This window comes from Cupriavidus sp. 8B, from assembly GCF_054589115.1.
In genome coordinates this window covers 4,425-21,190 of record NZ_BAAILO010000616.1, presented here as the reverse complement: position 1 = coordinate 21,190, position 16,766 = coordinate 4,425, and the positions used below count along the sequence as shown (strand labels likewise).

At 60.8% G+C, this 16,766-nt stretch carries 16 protein-coding genes; 8 read left to right on the top strand and 8 right to left on the bottom strand.

Annotation, left to right across the window (positions count from 1 at the left end; translation table 11 throughout):
• The first annotated feature begins 45 nt into the window (after window positions 1-45).
• Both ACYP5B_RS50775 and ACYP5B_RS50770 read left to right on the top strand, forming a co-directional pair.
• Window positions 46-1,980 (top strand): aconitate hydratase, encoded by a 1,935-nt coding sequence (locus tag ACYP5B_RS50775; protein ID WP_459575060.1) that lies wholly within the window; start codon window positions 46-48, stop codon window positions 1,978-1,980.
• Between the two features lie 163 nt (window positions 1,981-2,143).
• Entirely contained in the window at window positions 2,144-2,323 is a 180-nt protein-coding gene (locus tag ACYP5B_RS50770) for a hypothetical protein (RefSeq protein WP_459575059.1), read from the top strand.
• Between the two features lie 401 nt (window positions 2,324-2,724).
• Here ACYP5B_RS50770 and ACYP5B_RS50765 read toward each other — a convergent pair whose 3' ends face one another.
• Window positions 2,725-3,135 carry an MFS transporter gene (locus ACYP5B_RS50765; RefSeq protein WP_459575058.1) on the bottom strand — a complete coding sequence of 137 codons (411 nt, stop codon included), beginning with the start codon at window positions 3,133-3,135 and terminating at the stop codon, window positions 2,725-2,727.
• A 1,204-nt stretch (window positions 3,136-4,339) separates the two neighbouring features.
• Here ACYP5B_RS50765 and ACYP5B_RS50760 point away from each other — a divergent pair.
• Window positions 4,340-5,806 carry an ATP-binding protein gene (locus ACYP5B_RS50760; RefSeq protein ID WP_459575056.1) on the top strand — a complete coding sequence of 489 codons (1,467 nt, stop codon included), beginning with the start codon at window positions 4,340-4,342 and terminating at the stop codon, window positions 5,804-5,806.
• Window positions 5,807-6,529: 723 nt separating this feature from the next.
• On the opposite strand, the gene ACYP5B_RS50755 is transcribed toward ACYP5B_RS50760, so the two are convergent.
• The 3 genes from ACYP5B_RS50755 to ACYP5B_RS50745 form a co-directional block, all read right to left on the bottom strand.
• Window positions 6,530-6,913: a hypothetical protein gene (locus ACYP5B_RS50755; RefSeq protein WP_459575055.1), complete on the bottom strand. Its 384-nt coding sequence runs from the start codon at window positions 6,911-6,913 to the stop codon at window positions 6,530-6,532.
• 747 nt (window positions 6,914-7,660) lie between these two features.
• The gene (locus ACYP5B_RS50750; RefSeq protein ID WP_459575053.1) at window positions 7,661-7,930 is read right to left on the bottom strand and encodes a histidine kinase dimerization/phospho-acceptor domain-containing protein; all 270 of its coding nucleotides are present in this window, start codon (window positions 7,928-7,930) and stop codon (window positions 7,661-7,663) included.
• Window positions 7,931-8,224: 294 nt separating this feature from the next.
• Complete coding sequence (locus ACYP5B_RS50745) at window positions 8,225-8,512, bottom strand: helix-turn-helix domain-containing protein (protein WP_459575051.1); 288 nt, start codon at window positions 8,510-8,512, stop codon at window positions 8,225-8,227.
• A 452-nt stretch (window positions 8,513-8,964) separates the two neighbouring features.
• Between ACYP5B_RS50745 and ACYP5B_RS50740 the strand changes: the two genes are divergently transcribed.
• The 4 genes from ACYP5B_RS50740 (at window position 8,965) to ACYP5B_RS50725 (ending at window position 11,627) form a co-directional block, all read left to right on the top strand.
• Window positions 8,965-9,723 (top strand): DUF6884 domain-containing protein, encoded by a 759-nt coding sequence (locus tag ACYP5B_RS50740; protein WP_459575049.1) that lies wholly within the window; start codon window positions 8,965-8,967, stop codon window positions 9,721-9,723.
• The gene (locus ACYP5B_RS50735) at window positions 9,720-10,025 is read left to right on the top strand and encodes a hypothetical protein (RefSeq protein ID WP_459575046.1); all 306 of its coding nucleotides are present in this window, start codon (window positions 9,720-9,722) and stop codon (window positions 10,023-10,025) included. Before ACYP5B_RS50740 ends, ACYP5B_RS50735 begins: the two co-directional genes overlap by 4 nt.
• Window positions 10,026-10,164: 139 nt before the next feature.
• Window positions 10,165-11,088 carry a tyrosine-type recombinase/integrase gene (locus tag ACYP5B_RS50730; protein WP_459575044.1) on the top strand — a complete coding sequence of 308 codons (924 nt, stop codon included), beginning with the start codon at window positions 10,165-10,167 and terminating at the stop codon, window positions 11,086-11,088.
• 98 nt (window positions 11,089-11,186) lie between these two features.
• Window positions 11,187-11,627 (top strand): HU family DNA-binding protein, encoded by a 441-nt coding sequence (locus ACYP5B_RS50725; protein WP_459575042.1) that lies wholly within the window; start codon window positions 11,187-11,189, stop codon window positions 11,625-11,627.
• A 245-nt stretch (window positions 11,628-11,872) separates the two neighbouring features.
• Here ACYP5B_RS50725 and ACYP5B_RS50720 read toward each other — a convergent pair whose 3' ends face one another.
• Window positions 11,873-12,007: a hypothetical protein gene (locus ACYP5B_RS50720; RefSeq protein ID WP_459575041.1), complete on the bottom strand. Its 135-nt coding sequence runs from the start codon at window positions 12,005-12,007 to the stop codon at window positions 11,873-11,875.
• A gap of 509 nt (window positions 12,008-12,516) precedes the next feature.
• Here ACYP5B_RS50720 and ACYP5B_RS50715 point away from each other — a divergent pair.
• On the top strand, window positions 12,517-13,575 hold the full coding sequence (locus tag ACYP5B_RS50715) for a hypothetical protein (protein WP_459575040.1): 1,059 nt from the start codon (window positions 12,517-12,519) through the stop codon (window positions 13,573-13,575).
• Between the two features lie 218 nt (window positions 13,576-13,793).
• Here ACYP5B_RS50715 and ACYP5B_RS50710 read toward each other — a convergent pair whose 3' ends face one another.
• The 3 genes from ACYP5B_RS50710 to ACYP5B_RS50700 form a co-directional block, all read right to left on the bottom strand.
• On the bottom strand, window positions 13,794-15,572 hold the full coding sequence (locus ACYP5B_RS50710; RefSeq protein WP_459575038.1) for a phosphoadenosine phosphosulfate reductase domain-containing protein: 1,779 nt from the start codon (window positions 15,570-15,572) through the stop codon (window positions 13,794-13,796).
• Window positions 15,573-15,648: 76 nt separating this feature from the next.
• Window positions 15,649-15,801, bottom strand: a complete 153-nt coding sequence (locus tag ACYP5B_RS50705; RefSeq protein ID WP_459575036.1) for a hypothetical protein — start codon at window positions 15,799-15,801, stop codon at window positions 15,649-15,651.
• A gap of 65 nt (window positions 15,802-15,866) precedes the next feature.
• Window positions 15,867-16,766 (bottom strand): P-loop NTPase family protein (locus tag ACYP5B_RS50700; RefSeq protein ID WP_459575035.1); only part of this gene is annotated, 900 nt, incomplete at its 5' end.

Genomic DNA, 16,766 nt, shown 5'->3' with positions numbered 1-16,766 from the left:
TGCGAGGCGTCGTCCCTCACACCGCTCACCGAATAGAGGCAAATCATGGGAAAAAGTGTCGCCCAGAAGCTGATTGAAACACACCTGCTCAGTGGTCGTACGCACCCTGGCGAAGAGATTGCGCTGCGCATCGACCAGACGCTGACCCAGGATGCCACCGGTACGATGGTCATGCTCGAGCTTGAGGCGATGCAGCTGGACCGCGTCAAGACTGAGCTTTCCGCCCAGTACGTGGACCACAATCTGCTGCAGGAGGACTTCAGAAATCCGGACGATCACCTGTTCCTGCTCAGCGCCTGCAAGCGCTTCGGCGTCTGGTACAGCCGGGCTGGCAACGGCGTCAGCCACCCCACACACATGCAGCGATTCGGTTGTCCGGGCAAGACGCTTCTCGGCTCGGACAGCCATACCTGCGCGGCCGGCTCACTAGGCATGCTGGCGATCGGAGCGGGCGGAGTGGAGGTTGCCATGGCGATGGCCGGTGAGCCGTTCTACCTGAACATGCCGGAAATCTGGGGCATCAAGTTGACCGGCGAGTTGCCGGACTGGGTTAGCGCCAAGGATGTGATTTTGGAAATGTTGCGCCGATACGGGGTCGATGGCGGCATCGGCCGCATCATCGAGTACCACGGGCCGGGCCTGGACAAGCTGTCGGCGATGGATCGACATGTGATCGCCAACATGGGTGCCGAGCTCGGCGCGACGACCAGTGTATTTCCCGCCGATGAAGCAGTGCGACGTTTTCTCGCGTCCGAGGGTCGCGAGGATGCTTTCACCAGCCTGCTGGCCGATGCTGACTGCCGCTATGACATGGAGGCCGAAATTGACCTGTCGCTGCTCGAACCATTGATTGCCAAACCGTCCAGTCCAGGCAATGTCGTCCCGGTGCGAGAGGTGGCCGGCGAAGATATTTATCAGGCCTATATCGGATCCTCCGCCAATCCGGGCTACCGTGACTTTGCAGTGGCGGCCCAGATCGTCCGGAACGGCACGGTGGCGTCACATGTCTCGTTCGACGTGAATCCGACCTCTCGCAGTATGCTGGAAACCTTGATGCGCGACGGGCACGTGATTCACCTGCTACACGCCGGTGCGCGCCTGCATCAGGCCGGCTGCAACGGCTGCATCGGTATGGGCCAGGCCCCAGCCACCGGGAAGAACAGCCTGCGCACCGTGCCGCGCAACTTCGCGGGCCGCTCCGGCACGCGCGAGGATCACGTCTGGTTGTGCAGTCCGGAGACAGCTGCGGCCTCGGCCATGACTGGGAGAATCACGGATCCGCGCGGGTTAGGAATGGACTATCCGCGTATCGTCGAGCCGGAGGATCCCATAATTGACACGCAGAATCTCATGGCGCCGCTGACATACGAGCAGGCTCGTGCGCAGACTTTGCTGAAGGGCCCAAACATCCATTCACTGCCGGACTTCGATCCGCTACCGAACAAGCTCAGGCTGCCGCTGCTGCTCAAAGTCGGCGATAACATCTCTACCGACGACATCATGCCGGCCGGTGCCCGCGTGCTGCCCTACCGCAGCAACATTCCCGCTATCAGCGAGTTCGTCTACGAGCAACTCGACGAGCACTATGTGCAGCGCGCAAGAGCCGCTGGCGCCCACGCCATCGCGGGTGGGATGAACTATGGGCAGGGCTCGAGCCGCGAACACGCGGCCATCGTGCCGCGGTATCTGGGCCTGCGCGTCGTCATCGCCAAAGGCTTCGCCCGTATTCACTGGCAGAACCTGATCAATTTCGGGGTGCTCCCGCTGACGTTCAAGCACGGCAGTGACTATGACAAGCTCGCACAGGGTGACGTGCTGGTGCTCGAGCATTTCGACGTTGCCCTGGCCGCAGGATCCGAGATTGAGGCCAGCATCGACGGCCGCGGCGACCGCCTGATACTGACCCACCAATTCTCGCCGCGTCAGGTCGCGGTGCTGTGTGCCGGCGGCCTGATCAATTGGATGCGTGAGCGGAACTGATCACGGGTCGAATGGTCCGCCCGCCACCAGGCTTCTCCCACGGGAGATGATGACAGTCACATGGCGTGGCGTGCCGGTGTTCATTGCTAAAGAAGCTCGCAAAACATGCCCTGCTGAATGCGCTATTGAAGAACTCGAGAGATGTGTCGAAAGAGCGAGCACCGTGAAATCCGATCTGGATCCGTGCGCGCCCGCATCCTCGGCATCTCGTGATATTGGTGTCTATGGCGAGCTGATCAAGCCATCGCAGGCAACACTCGTGGGTGCAAACAAGCTTGCCCGCCAGCCAAATGCGTTAGGAAAATTGCATTGTCAGGACATCCCGGGGCCTGCTCATTGCTAGCAGCTGCTTCGTGTACTCGCAAGAGCCTGGAAAAGCAGCATGAACCCATTGAAGATTCCATTCAAGGAGCGTCTCGATCTGGGCAATGTTCTTTTCCACGAGGCCGAGCATATCTGACACTCCCCGAAGGATTTCAAGATTGGTTTGCTGTGCCAAGGAAACTTGAGCTACCGGTAGAGAATTCATTATCACGCTCCTGCGAGCATACGCCTTCGTTCTCAGGCTGTGGACCGCTCACCAAAAAGACTCCGATTGAGGCGGTGTCGAGAAGGCCTTGCATGATCACTGGAAGCAATATTCAACCCGCATGCCTGGCATTCGATTGAGAAAGCGCTCCTTTTTCTCCCACCAGCACAGATCGCTAATGGCTTCAAAAAGAGGGAGCAATCCCGATAAAATGACTAAAGCGGGAAAAAGTTTGCGATGTGAGAGAGCTGGGTAAACGAGAGCGCGGCAAACACGGCATGCACCAGCACGAAGCCGACGATGGTGAAGCGCAGCGCCGGGTTGCCGCCAACTACGCCCAGCACCGCGCGCACCTGCTGCAGGAACGGCTGGCCGCGTTCCTGCGCCGCGGCCGGGCCGCGGTCTTCCTTCAGAAATGCCAGTGCCACGGCGATGGCGACGCCGATTCCGCCCAGGACATAGAAGCTGGTGCGCCAGCCGTGCGAGGCGCCAAAGGTGCCCGCGAGCAAGAAGCTGCAGCCGATGCCCAGCGAAATGCCCATGAAGAGTACGCCCATCGCCGTGCCGCGGCGTTTCTTCTCTAGGCAATAGCCGACGACTGGCATAGTGATGGGTCTTACATCCACGCCGGAGTTGCAAAGTCGCCGTACGTGCATCGGGTAAACGCTTGGCCCGTGGCTCCATGTCATGCTCTACGGGCTTTCAAGAGGTCGAGCGTACCCGTTTCTGCGAGCCACGGAGCAGGGAATCTACCGCAGATGCAAGCCATCCATGGGCCGGGGTGCAAAAAAAAGCTCTCAACCGGTAGAAGAGAGCCGTAGAACGTCCAAGAAGAAATCAGGTAACCGTTGCGAGTCGCCCGCGCTCAGTATTCTCCAGGCCGCCTGGGAAAGGCAATCGCCCCGCGCACCTGCGTCGCGAGGACGCGAACTCCAGAAAAAGAACCCTCGCTCACCGCGGACGGCGAGGCGGGCGGTAGCAAGACTGCACAGACAGGATACGGCGATTTAAGCGCTGTCTTGCCGCCTCGGTCTGGACGTAACGCTTCGCGGTATGCGGCGAGGCATGGACGGCGTTCTGCTGCAGCCGTCCAACGGCGCGCCCTTGGCGAGCGCGTGCGAAATGTGGGTGTGCCGCAGCCAGTGGGTGCTGGCGGCGGCCAGCCGTCGGCGCATTGCGCGAAGAACGCCCTGAGTTGCTGGCCAAGGTGCCAGGTAGGATGCCAGCCGCCGCATCGGTCGCGCGGCCAGGTCCTGCGCTTGGCCGACGCTCGCCTCCGCCGGAAATCCGCGGCTGCGCGGTTACCTGGCCAATTTCTCCAGCTCCGTCGGCGCCATGAGCACGCGGCGCAGCTTGTTGCCCCGCCGACCACCTCCAGCCACCAGCCCTCGATGCGGGTGCGGGTGCCGGGCTGCGTGAGGCTTTCCCAGGTGAGGTAGTTGGTCGTGGCGGACACCGCTTCGGCCAGCCGGATGCCTGTGGTGTAGAGCCGCGGCGGGGCGCATTGCAGGCGCGCGTTGGTTGACGTCGGCGGCAGGGCAGCGAGCTGTTTCCGCATGAGGCCGCGGCCGATGTCCAGCGCGGGCCGGGTTTCGCGCAGGACCGAAAGGGCCCATGAATTCGACCGGGAAACCGTTCAGCAAGTCGGCAATGCCGTGACCGCACTGGATGCAGGACTCGCGGAGCTTCGTTAAGCAGCGAGTGCCGCCCTTCGGGTTAGTTATCCAGCTGGGTCCATACTGTATCCTCGGCAGCGCTGACCATCAGGTCGAGTAAAATTGTGTGTCGCTCAGCAACCGCTGCATAAATCACTCCCGCCGTCGATCCAGTATGAATCTATCCACGTCACAGGAAAAGCTTGCGAGCTTGGTCCGTGAGTTGTGCAAGTTGCCAACGGAAACCGAATGGCTGGAGTTCAAGCGCAATCGCGCGGATCCTGAGCAGATTGGGGAGTATCTATCTGCGTTGTCGAATTCCGCGGCGTTGACCAACCGTGCTCATGGTTACCTTATCTGGGGTGTCGACGACGTCAGCCATGAAATCGTCGGAACAACGTTTGATCCCAAGGCGGCAAAAGTCGGGAATGAAGAGTTGGAGAACTGGCTGCTGCGTCTGCTCAGCCCGAAGATTCTATTCGCATTCGATGCGGTGGAAATGGACGGCAAGCGTGTGGTCATCCTCGAAATCGGTAGGGCGTATCGGCACCCGGTGCAGTTCAAGCACAACGAGTTCATCCGGATTGGCTCGCTGACGAAGAAGCTCAAGGAGTTTCCTGAAAAGGAGCGCGAACTCTGGAGAATCTTTGACGAAACGCCGTTCGAAGCGATAATTGCTCGCCGGGACCTGGCAGACGAGGAGGTTGTTTCCCTGCTGGACTATCCGGCGTACTTTGACCTGGCGGGGATCCCGCTTCCCGAAAGCCGGTCGCAGATCCTTGAACGCCTTGCGGCAGAAAGCCTGATTCGCCGCAGTAGCAGTGGCAGTTGGGACATCACTAGTCTGGGCGCCATTCTGTTCGCGAAGCGCCTGGAGGACTTCGGCGGCCTGCGGCGCAAAGCTGTCAGGGTGATTGCATATGAGGGCGTGGACCGGATTTCTACTTTGCGCGAGCAGGTTGGTGCAAAGGGCTACGCGGCAGGCTTCGAGGGCTTGATTGGCTATATCAATGCCTTGCTGCCGGCCAACGAGGTTATCGGTAAAGCCATTCGCAAGGATGTACCAATGTATCCTGAGTTGGCTGTCCGCGAACTTGCAGCCAATGCGCTCATCCACCAGGACTTCACTTTAGGCGGCGCTGGACCGATGATTGAGATCTTCAGAGATCGAATGGAGGTGACCAATCCCGGTAGCCCTCTTATCAATGTCGAGCGATTCCTGGACACGCCCCCTCGGTCCCGTAACGAAGGACTCGCCTCACTCATGCGTCGCTTCGGCATTTGCGAGGAACGCGGGAGTGGCGTGGATAAGGTAGTATCGCTGACGGAGGCGTATCAGTTGCCGGCGCCAGAGTTTGCGATCGTTTCTGACCATACTAGGGCAACCCTGTTCGCCCACAAGGAATTGACGAAGATGGACAAGACCGACCGCGTCCGGGCCTGCTATCTGCATGCCTGCCTCCGGTACGTCCAGCGTGACTACATGACAAACGCGACGCTTCGGGAGCGTTTCGGCATCACGGTCCAGAACAGTGCGATCGCGTCTCGCCTGATCAAGGAAGCGGTAGAGGCAGGGATGTTGCGGGCCCACGATGAAAGCGCCGGCCGCAAGTACATGAAATATGTGCCGTACTGGGCATAGTTTATTTGATGACTTACTTCGCTGGTCCGAGACCGCCGGGTCATCAACAACAGAAATGCTAATAAATTCAGTAGGTTAGAAGAAGCGCTTCTATTTGATGGTCATTTGATATCAACCTGATTTAAGTGCAGTATAGGCATCTTGGCAGGGGTGTAGCAGAGGAGGCCTTGCCCATGCTGTGCGCCATCATGCCGCGCAAACCGCGCGTTCTGGCAGGATCTGGCCAGGTGCACGCGAGTGACCATCGAGCACCCAGAGACACTGGGCTAGGCAAGAACCCGAATAGCTGGCGCACTCGGCTAACGATCCGACTTCAGCGGTCCGACCCGCCGGCCGCCAACGCGCTGGCGGTTTGGCGCGTTGATGCCAGCGCAACGAGCGTCGCGGAATACCTCCACCTAACTAGCGACCGATTGCACATCTTCGTTCTTGACCCACACGCCGCCCGCCCCAAGCCGCTTCAAGGTCATTCAGGCAACGGACGCAAAGGTCATCCAGTGCGGCCGCTTGGAGGTCGGTAAAGCGCATTGGGTGTAATCGAGAGCCTCTTGAATTCTGACGGACTGCGAGGCCAAACCCTCGCACCGCGAGCAGAAGAGCATTCCCGACTGTTCGGCGAGGCGGGTGCTTTCCCGCTTGCACCAAGATTTGGGCGTCCCGTATGTCAAATCAAGGCCCGCGGCGGAGCCCAGAAGTTGGGAATGGCCTTACCCGCCTCCGCCTTCAGCGTGGGGGCAGCATGTCCCAATCAATCGCCAATCCGCTGTCCGATGCACCTTTCGAACACCGCTTGCAGCGGGCGATAGTCGCAGACGACCGCCGCGACATTGGCGTCGATCCACTCGAACGCTTCGACGGGCCCACCAACTGATTTCGAAGCCGACATTGACGATGATGTGCTCGAACAGGATGCGCTGGGCGCGCCCGTTCCCTGAAGGGGTAGATCATGTTGAGATCACCGAAATGCTCAGCCATGGCGCAGACCAGCTGAAGGCGTTCCCAATCCTCGAACCATGCTCGCTGCGCCATGGCGCGGAAGATCTTGTCGGCCTCAGGCTCGATTCGGCTGACGTTGCCAAAACCGCGGCTGGCGCTGAAATTTTCCATCGTCCCCCCGTGTTGATTTGCCTTTTGCAACGAGTCCGGTATGGCGCCGCACCCGTTCCCGCCCTGTCCCTGCGCGTTGCGATTGCACATCGCCACGGGCTATAGCGCTGGGCGCCCGGGGATCGCTGCTGTGGGAATCTAGTCGGCGGGCGGACGCGGTCGCCCTCTGCCTAAAATTTAGTCAATTCGGCGGCTACCGTTGGGCGCCCACCCCGCCTCGCGGCTTGTCACCAGGCTTATCCCCTCGCGCGGTGGACAATGTCGCAGCAGCACTCCGGCACCCCTTGTGCCGGCTCACAGGGGCGCTCCAGGTCCGTCGAGAATTGGGTACACACAACTCCCGCAACTGCCACTGGAGCGCCTCGAACTGGTGCCGGCCTCCTGACGCGCCTGCGCGGCAGCGTGGGGCGCGCTGCCAGATCGGTCGCGAACATCTTGTCACGCAGGAATCAGGCCGACCGCCACGGGCTAGTACGCAAGGGCAGCATGGACACGCCGACGAGGTGCTGCTGCAGTTCTTGCAAGACCGCATCGCGCCCAGCGAGCTGCAAGACGCACTCTTTCCATCGCCGCGAATGCCGTGCAATCCTGTGTGGCTCGCCTCCCACCGCATGTAAATTGCCTTCGCCTCGCCTATATCAAGGTGCTGCCATAGCGCCTTTAGGGTAGTCCAACGCTTCTGCTGGTGCCGCTACCACGCTGAGATCGGCACCAAAGCCCACTGCCCCCGCGGGGCAGGCAGTGTGGCTAAGCCGCAAGGACTTGCGGCGTGATGCCGCGCAGGTCCACCTGCGAAGCGGAAAAAGTGAGCTTGCCCGTGCGCCGCCGCGACAAGTCGAGCAGGTCGTCGATGATACGGGCCTTGGTGCCGACCGCCCGCACAATCGCGCTCGCGCCTTTCAGGATGCCGGGTGCTTCCTGCGCTTCCTTGAGGCGCAGCAAGGTCTCGGCCTTGGGCTGGATCACGTTTAGCGGGTTCTTCAGCTCATGGCTGACCAAGGCAAGGACTGCGCCCACCGGCGCAACGCGCTGCGCTCGCGCGACGTGCGTGCCGCCGCGACACCCTCATCCGTTTGTAGTTCCTCGAGCTTGAGTCCAACTGCTCGATCTGACGGTCGAGCTTCTCCGGCGACCAGCTGCCACCGGTGGGTGGCAGCCTTTGACGGTTGGCATTTAATTCTGGCGGTTAATTGCAAGAATTTCGTTGTCACGCTGAAAGACCATATAGCGAGGCTGACGATTCCCTCAAATCCCTCTCGCGATTGCGTCGAACAGGCTCTTTACGTGCGAGCTGACGTGCGTGGACGGCGATTAATCCCACTCCCGATCCCTGCCCCGCCCTTGTTCGTACGCCTTCGCCTCTTGTGCCGCATGAGATGCCGCCTGCTCGAGGAGAGGCACGTGCTCCTTAGGAACGACCAGCATCGTCAAACCCAAGCCGTCTAGAGCGCGGAGAACATAGTCAAGGTGAACACCCTTCCCGTTCTCTAGCTTCGACAGCATACCCACGGAAACCCCACACGTTCGGGCGGCCTGATCGATTGGTAGGCCCTGGGCAGCGCGAGTCGCGCGCACTCTATCCCCAAGATGGGAGCTCATCTTGATCGCGGCGCGGGATGGCAAGGCTGAATCTGGCAATGGTCGTGCCATATGGAGTTCAAGAAGATCAGAGCCATGAGACAAACAGCCCTATCGTTGTTTCACGAAAGTGAAATTATATCGGAGAGCGTCCGCTCTCGCGCCAGTGCGAACGAATGCGAGAGCTTGATGCTGCGACGCCGTCGCTCCCCCCCGAACAAGCGTTACCGCGAGAGAAGCGCACACGACTGGTTGAGGAGCCGCAACGCTCATCCAGCGGGGTCCGCCAGGGCGATATGCGTGGCCACCCGAAATATGATGCAGGTACCGAGCACGAAGTCGGCGACTCGAGTAGCAAGGCCTCGCCTGTCGGTGCGCGGAACCGCAAGCAGGCTGGCCTCGCCGGGAACCGCGACCTTGACTTCCGGCAGGCCCCTGTAGGTTGGATCTACGTTCACCACTTGGGTCACCTGATGTCAGCGCATCCCACCCAGCTCAACCTCTTTGATGAAATTGTCCGTGCGGCCGTCGCTCGCCCGTTGGTCCTCATGGCGTGCTCTGCCACGAAGCTCGATCGCCCTGCTCCGGCCATGGACCTGTACCGCGGCGTCATGTATGAGACCTTCCGAGCTCACGTGCAGGCGGATGCGCAGCCCGATGTGATCATTCTCTCCGCGCAACACGGCTTCATTCGGCCAGACGCGGAGATTGCCCCCTACGATGTCCGCATGACTGCGGAACGCTCGGCAGCCATGATTTCCGATCTGCCCACGGCGATGGCCGGTGCGGCTTGGCCTGACCAGGTTGGCCCCGTGTTCCTCGCCGGCGGCGCGCACTACCGTCGTGTGATGCGTGCTGCGGTCGGACGGCTTGCAAACATGGGGAGCCAGCGCTTGCCAACGATCATGGAAACCAGCGGCGGCATCGGCATGCAGCGCTCGCAGTTGGGCCGGTATCTGGATAGCCTCGCCGTACAGCTTTCCGAGGAGATCGGGCGTCATCCCAACGGCCAACCCTACTTTCGCCGCGCCGGCCAATTCGCCGTGAACGATCGCGTTATACATTCCTATCGGCACCTGCCAGGTATCCCGCCCAGATGGGCGACCATCAAGGGCCTGTTTCAAGGGCCCTGCGGTATCACTGCCGAGGTCGACGTCGAGGAAGTAACAGGAAACCGCTCTCATATCGTTTCCCGTTGGGTCGGCCTGCAGAATCTCCAGCCAAACCTATGACAGTCATTAACCTGCAGTTGGAAGCTAACACCCTCGCTGCCACGCTCGATGGCACACCAGGCGCCCTCCTCGCCCTCACACATGCTGGCTACCATTACTGGGCCAAAGCCAGGCGCCTGCACTTCCCGCAGCCGCGGCGCGATGAGTTACTGCTGGAGATCATGAACTTCTGCGCGGACACAAACCTGCTCGAATGCGCCCCCGCCCCTGAGGATGGAGACCGTCGGCAGGCGATAGAAGAAATGCTCGACGGGCGATATCCGCGATATGCACGGCTCAAGCGGAACCCGCATCGCGCATGAGCGCGTCGGCAGTTCCATCTGCCCCCTGCCATCCCAAAGGCGGGCATCACACCGCCGAGACGCGCGCCCCCTTCTCCTGAAGGCTATGACCGTCTCGTAGAGGCGGCAGGGTGCGGGGAAAGCGCATTTCCGTATGTAAATGCGTCATGGCACCCGTCGACACACTCTGGCTCAGCAAACCCACCCTCACCTACGCAGACTGGCAGCGCCGCGAGGCCGCCGGCGCGGACCGGCGCCCTTTCGCGGCCCGCTCGATCATCCAGCATCAGGCCATGTCGAGCACTTTCGGCGTCATCTGCTCGACGCAGACACCACCCTGGCCACGTTCGGCCCGGACCATATCGATACCTTCTGGCAGGCGCCCGACGCGCGCAGCTACAGTACCGCCACGCGCATGCGCTATCTGAAACCACTGGACAGGTTGTGTCGCCACTTGGTTGCCATCGGCGTGCGCAAGAGCAATCCAGCCGGTCAATTGGTCCGCGACGGTCATTGGCCGAAGGCCGAGCCGGACCCCATCTACCTGCCAGAGGACGCGGACGCCCGGCTGCAAGCTTGGGTGCAGCCGCACGCTGGGGATGATCCGGCGGCCTTGCGCAACCGCGCCATCGTGGCGCTCTTCCTCGGCACCGGCGTCACGGCATTGGAAGGCCGCACGGCCCGCCGGGAGGACCTGCAGCCCGATGCTGCCCCGCCCTACCTGCGCGTGCCAGCGCACGGCGCGCGTGAGACCCGCACGATCCCCCTCGCCGCGTTCGCGGTGCCGATCCTGACCGAGTGGTGCGTTCGCCGGCAGACCCTTCCGGTCGTTGGCGACCTCGTGTTCTCACTCCAGGCCAGCGGCGAGCCGATCACTGATATGAGCCTTGGCAAGATCGTGCGAGCGGCGCTCCTCGCGATCGACTTCGAAGCCCAAGACATGAGCCCGCGGGTGCTGCGCAACACCTACTGCCGGCGGCTGCTACTTGCCGGGCGCAACCGCGATGAAGTCGGCAAGCTGCTTGGGCTGGCCAGCACGCGAACCTGTGACCGGATCAGAGCCACCATTGACGCTCAGTTGTAAGTGTTGGTAGCCTCAATTCCCACACACCGCATAGAGTTTGCTATTCTCGCAGACGCCTCTACGGCGACATATCAACGAGTAACCAGACGAAAGAATCCATGGCAACCAAAGCAAAAGCTGTCGTAAAGACCCCGGCGAAGCCTGCCGCCACGAAGGCAGCAGCGCCCGCCAAGAAGGCGGCGGCCGCACCGGCGAAGAAAGCCACAGCTGCACCGGTAGCGAAGCCGCTGAAGGAAACCTTCACCAAGGCGAGCTTGCTGGCCCATCTGGTCGCCCAGACCGAGCTGGACGCCAAGACCGTCAAGACTGTGCTGGCCCACCTGGAAAACACGGTCCTGAGCGCGGTGCACAAGAAGGGTGCGGGCGAGTTCACGCTCCCCGGCCTGCTCAAGGTCACTGCCCTGCAAGTGGCGGCAACCAAGAAGCGCTTCGGCAAGAACCCGTTCACCGGCGAAGATCAGTGGTTCGCAGCAAAGCCCGCTACCGTCAAGGTGAAGGTCCGCCCGCTGAAGAAACTGAAGGACGCCGCCGCGCTGTAAGGCGTACGGACCTGCTGAATGAATGGAGCCCACGAGGCTCCATTTTTTTCGATCCCGGCTGGCGAAAGAATCGGCCCCTACATGGCGGTCCAAAGGAAGGGCGCAGGGTGGATATGGCCGCAGGCAGACGGCTGAGATCGGCCAGGACGGCCAGGACGGCCATTTAACGAGTTTGCAAGATGGCCGCTTTCTGCAGGCCCGGCGTGTCACCCGCTGGGGGTAGAACGATGGCGCCAGGTGGGGCGTCAAAGGTTGAAGTACTGCCGGTTGCCTTCGATGCGCGCCCGATGGTGCGCAGAAAACCGTGCCTCGGCCACCAGCCGCGCCAGGGCCAGCCTGCCCTGTTCGATCGCACCGACGTGGTTTAGGCGCTCACGCAAGTTCGTCCAGCGCGCGCCATGCGTAGACCGATTCGTCCACGAACAGTGCGTCCGCTGGCCTCGTCAGCGCTGCTGCCTGCTGGGCAAACAAGTGCGCAAGGGCAAATTCGTTGCGCAGCCGGTGATAACGGGCAAGCTCGCACAATGGTTCGTGCCCGGGTCGGGCGCGCCTGATAGGCGATCAGATACGCCTCGCGTACGGCAGCAGGCGCATCGCCGCGACGCTCCCCCAGTGCCGCGATCTGGAAGCGGGCGAACCAGACTTCCTCGTCCCAGCCCCCCATTTCGGCGCGTTCGCCATAAACGCGAATGCTCTCGTCAAACTTGCCGGCATCGCAATAGCTCTGTCCAGATCCGGTCATTTGCGAGCGGATCAGTGCTACTGGAGACTGTACAAGCGTGCAGCCCTTAACGTCTCGGTCAATCCACTGGGGACCAAGTAGATCTTCTCAGCGAATGACGATGCTGCCATGGTATATGCTGTCAGGCTCACTTGACGTATTTTACTTATGGCTACAAAGGTATCACCGAGGCTAGCAAAGAAGATCGAACGCAGCGGATTGTTACGTGTCGTTCGGCGTGTTCTGTTCACGGCGGTCGACCCGTCTGCTACCGCCGGTCCATTTGATTTGTCCCACTTCTATCAGTTTGGCTCCGGCGTCGTGCTTGTAAGTCAAGGTACCGTTTACGTACTGACGCCTAGCCACGTCGTCCGGAATGCCACGAGAAATCGCTACGACAACGACTCCCCTCTATGGGTCCCTATTAGGCACGAGCAGCCGACAGATATTCAAGACTTCCTAATGCCTATGCGCTATTTCGACTGCTCTCCCGATGGCGAAGAGCGATTGGACGTGGGCCTAGTTGAGATGAACCCGATGATTTTTGGATTGGGCGATTGTTTGAATTGGGATGAAGGTGCCGTGTTCGTAACGGACCCCGTTGCCGCGCACGGGACCACAGCGGTCGTCGCAGGTTACCCTGAAGAGGTGAATCCCTACGAGTTTCTTGAAACCGAGGCTGGCATCCAACAAGTGGCAAGAGTCAAGCAAGAACGATTTCGCGGCGTCATAACGGTCGATGATGACGGAATGTGGCTCGAGAACCCCAATCATTCGCCCGGCTACGAGTATGCGGGGCTGAGTGGCGGTGTAGTGGTTTGCGCTATCGATGAGTCGCCCATGTACCTTGGCATTGCAATTAGTCACGCGGGTGGCGGAAAGCGGTTCAAAGTGCAGTCCTTCGCAGAAATTCGTGCCAGCTTGGGTGACTTTGCCAGACTTGGCTGGGAGGTTCTGGACGAAGCGTTCTTCCTTGCCAGCATGACACACGAGAGGATGAATTACAGCGCTTTTAGCCGCTTTTTCGAAATGAAAATTAGAGAGGATTTTCTCCCTAAGCGAACAAACGTCTATTTAGAACAACTTGAAAGAAGTAGGGATCACGGCGGAAGGGATCACTGGATCATTGATCTAAACCAAGCACAACTCGAACTGAGTATGAGATTGCGTGATGAGCTCGTTTCTACAATCAAGCAAGTAGCACGGGGCAGACAGAGCAGAGACTGAAGCATCCAGCAATGTCACTCTATGCTGACGCTTAGTCCTCACCGATAGTGCTATCAGCTCATTGAGTCCATTGGCACGAAAGACGGCTTTGAGTCGAACTCCGCCATCAGCCGGCACCTGCCTTAGCATCTTGACCCTACCCATTCCGAAGTCTGGCGGCCAACAAAACAAAAAAGACCCCGCCACTAAGTGACGGGGTCTTTGCGTTGCAGGGTTGGTCAGGCGGCAAACGGCAGTTCCTCCTGATCTGTTGCCGCGTGGCTCCACGCAATGCGGGCCTCTGGCGGCATCGCGTGGAAGTCGACAGCTAGCGATTTCAGCCGCTCAGTATCGTACTCCAGCGTCAGGCCCAAGCGGTCCTTGTACGCCGTGCGGCGGCACACCTCGTCGTGCTCGGTCTGCTGTGCGCGCGACAGCGTGAGGCAGCCGTACTGCAGGTACCAGCGGTACCCCGCAGTGATCTGGCCGGGCTGGACACCCATATCATGGGTCTCCAGCATACGGTCCAGCTCAAAGTCCTGGAGCATGCAGGCAGCTTCGAAATCCACGGAGAACGACTGTTCCGTTGGCAGTCTCCATAGAGTCCGTCCCCCTGCCGTCACCATGATCTCCGGCTCACACGGCGATCCCGCGGTCATCGCTTCAAAGAACGGATCACGCATGCCGGTCCATTCTGCGGCCGGCGCGAGATCATCCCATTCGCTCCCAACGTAAAGGAAGCGAGGGGTTGGCACCGTGGTTTGTGCGGCAGACGGAGCCTCCGGAATGTCGAATCGGATACCGCGTTGATGGATATCGCGCCAATCCGCCCACATCGCAAAAGGCCTGGCCACGCCATTCAAAGATTGGAGCGCGTCGACGGCGACCATCATGTCGAGTGGCAACAACTCGAAGCGAGGCGCCTCCCCTGCTCGGCTCGCACGCTGCTGTTCGTCATAGTCGAGCTGCAACATGTACCGGCTCAGTTCCCGCAACATGGTCGGATGGTAAGTATCTGGCTGAATTTTGAGGAAGTTGCCGCGGATCGTGCGACCGACCCAATGCCGCCGGCGCCAGTCAAAGCGTGTGTTCCGGATAAACCGATTCAGTCGCTGCAGGCCTTCGGCGTACGCATAGCGCTCGTCGTAAGCGATCATGTTGGCGAGGCTCTTGTCCTCAGCCATTTGGCAGACATGGCAGCCCAGGCGGGCGCCACACTTTCCCTGCTTGTGCCCTGAGGTACCCTCAAGGATTGCATCGGCGACGACGGCGCACGAAGTACCAACCGAATGCGCGTACAGCCGCCTGGTCTCCTCGAAGTCCGAGTAACCCGGGCGGCTCCCCCCGCCATACAGCGCGATGGCCTCCCATACATCATCGGAATTCCAGTGGGCAATCGGGCTAAGCACGAGTTCGCCATCCTTGTTGCTGGCCGGTTTGTCCGCAGACTCACGACGTTGGCGCATGTTGCTTGCGCGGCGTGCACCCTCATCAAAGCGGGTACCGAGGCAGGTGACAGGTGCGGCGGCGCCGCGCTCAGCCAGACTGCGGAATAGCTGCTTGCGGAAGGCGCGTTGTGGGCCAATTTTTAGGTCAAAACTGCAGTCCCCATGCAAGCCGGGGAAGCTTGGCAGCGCCCGCCCGGTCAGCACTTTTACCTGAAAGGTAGACGCCAGTTGCGGCTCGACGACTTTTGCAATGACCGTGAAGCCGTGCTGTTCTCCGAATGCGCACATCTGCTTCAGTTCAGCCCGGTAATGTAGATTAACTTCCGGGCTTTCGACCTTTGTATCGCTTGTGGTGACGATCACCAGCGGCTTGCCCCCGGCGGCACGGTGAAGCGACGCCGCGTGTAGCACCAACGCCGCCACGACGCTACTGTCCTTGCCCCCACTATAGGCGATGACCACCGGATGCGCAGCTTGGAACAGACGAAGGATCGCACCGATGGCACGGTCTATCTTCTGCTCGATGGGGTCGTGCGCGCCCTGTGGAAACAGCTCAATGGTCTGGCTCATGGTAGAGACCTCTCGTGGAAAGAAAACGGCGCTCCCGAGGGAGCGCCGAAGGTTAAGAATGGCCCGTGGGCCGGGGTCAGCCGAGTGCGGCCGAGACGATGGGACTGCCAATGGCATAGACGACGGGGCGCCGCATTGGCTCCTTGCTTACCGGCCGCGTGTGATGGTCACAAGCGGCCAGCACGCGCAGGACGAGGTAGAGCAGGAAAAGATATTTCGCGAGTTTCATGGGATGCCCTGTACGGGGACGGGGCAGCCCCGATGGGGCGCGCCCCATCGGGTTAAAGACAAAAGCTAGGCAGCGAGCGCCACCAGGTCAATCACTGCGTCGGCCTCATCCACCGACTCAGGCGTGTGAGAAATGAAGAATTCCCGCTCATAGCCGCCCTGACGGAGCACCTCGCGCTTCATTTGCATGAAGGCGCGCTTGCGCTCCGGGTCGAGCGGTCCGTCGGCCTCATCCGTGAACAGCGTCTGGAAGGGCTGACCCGAGTCCTGCGCCCTGTAGAGCGCAATACCACGGGTCAAACACTCATTGATCCAGATTTTCTGCCCGCCTGACAGCAAAGCGAAGTTCTTCACGCTGTCCCGGTCGGCATCGTTCACCTCGATCTCGAAGCCCTCACGCTTCTCGCCATTGGCCAGCGTCGTCTGCGTCTGAATCGCGATGGTGAATCGCGCTCCGTAGCAGGCGAGCAGCAGGTCGTTGACGATCCGCGTGAGCGCCGGACCGGCGTCGTCGATGGACAGCGCGATCACGCCGTCATTGCCCAACGCCTTCGCGAGCAATTTCCACTGTGCGATTTCGTCTGAGAGCCGGTCCGCCTTGCCCTGTACCGCAGGCAGGCCGGACAGCACCAACTCCACGCGCTCGCGCTCGGTCGCAAGGCCAGTTTGCTGGCGAATCAATGTCTCGATCCGGGCATCCAGCGCAACCACTGCCTCGCGGCTCTGCCGCAGGCGGGTGTCCAGGGCGTCGATGAGGCCGGTGACGTCCTCAGTTGCCAGCCCGGACAACTCGCGCTGCACCACCGACAACTGCGACTCGGCTTCGGCAACGTCCCGGTCATACCGGGTCGTGCTGGTGGCTTCCTCGTCAGTCAGAGCCGTCACGTCGCGTTCGGCCTGCGCCAACCCTTCCTGCGCCACATCCAACATCGGTTTCTTGGCAGCGAGAGCGGTCAGCCGTTGCAG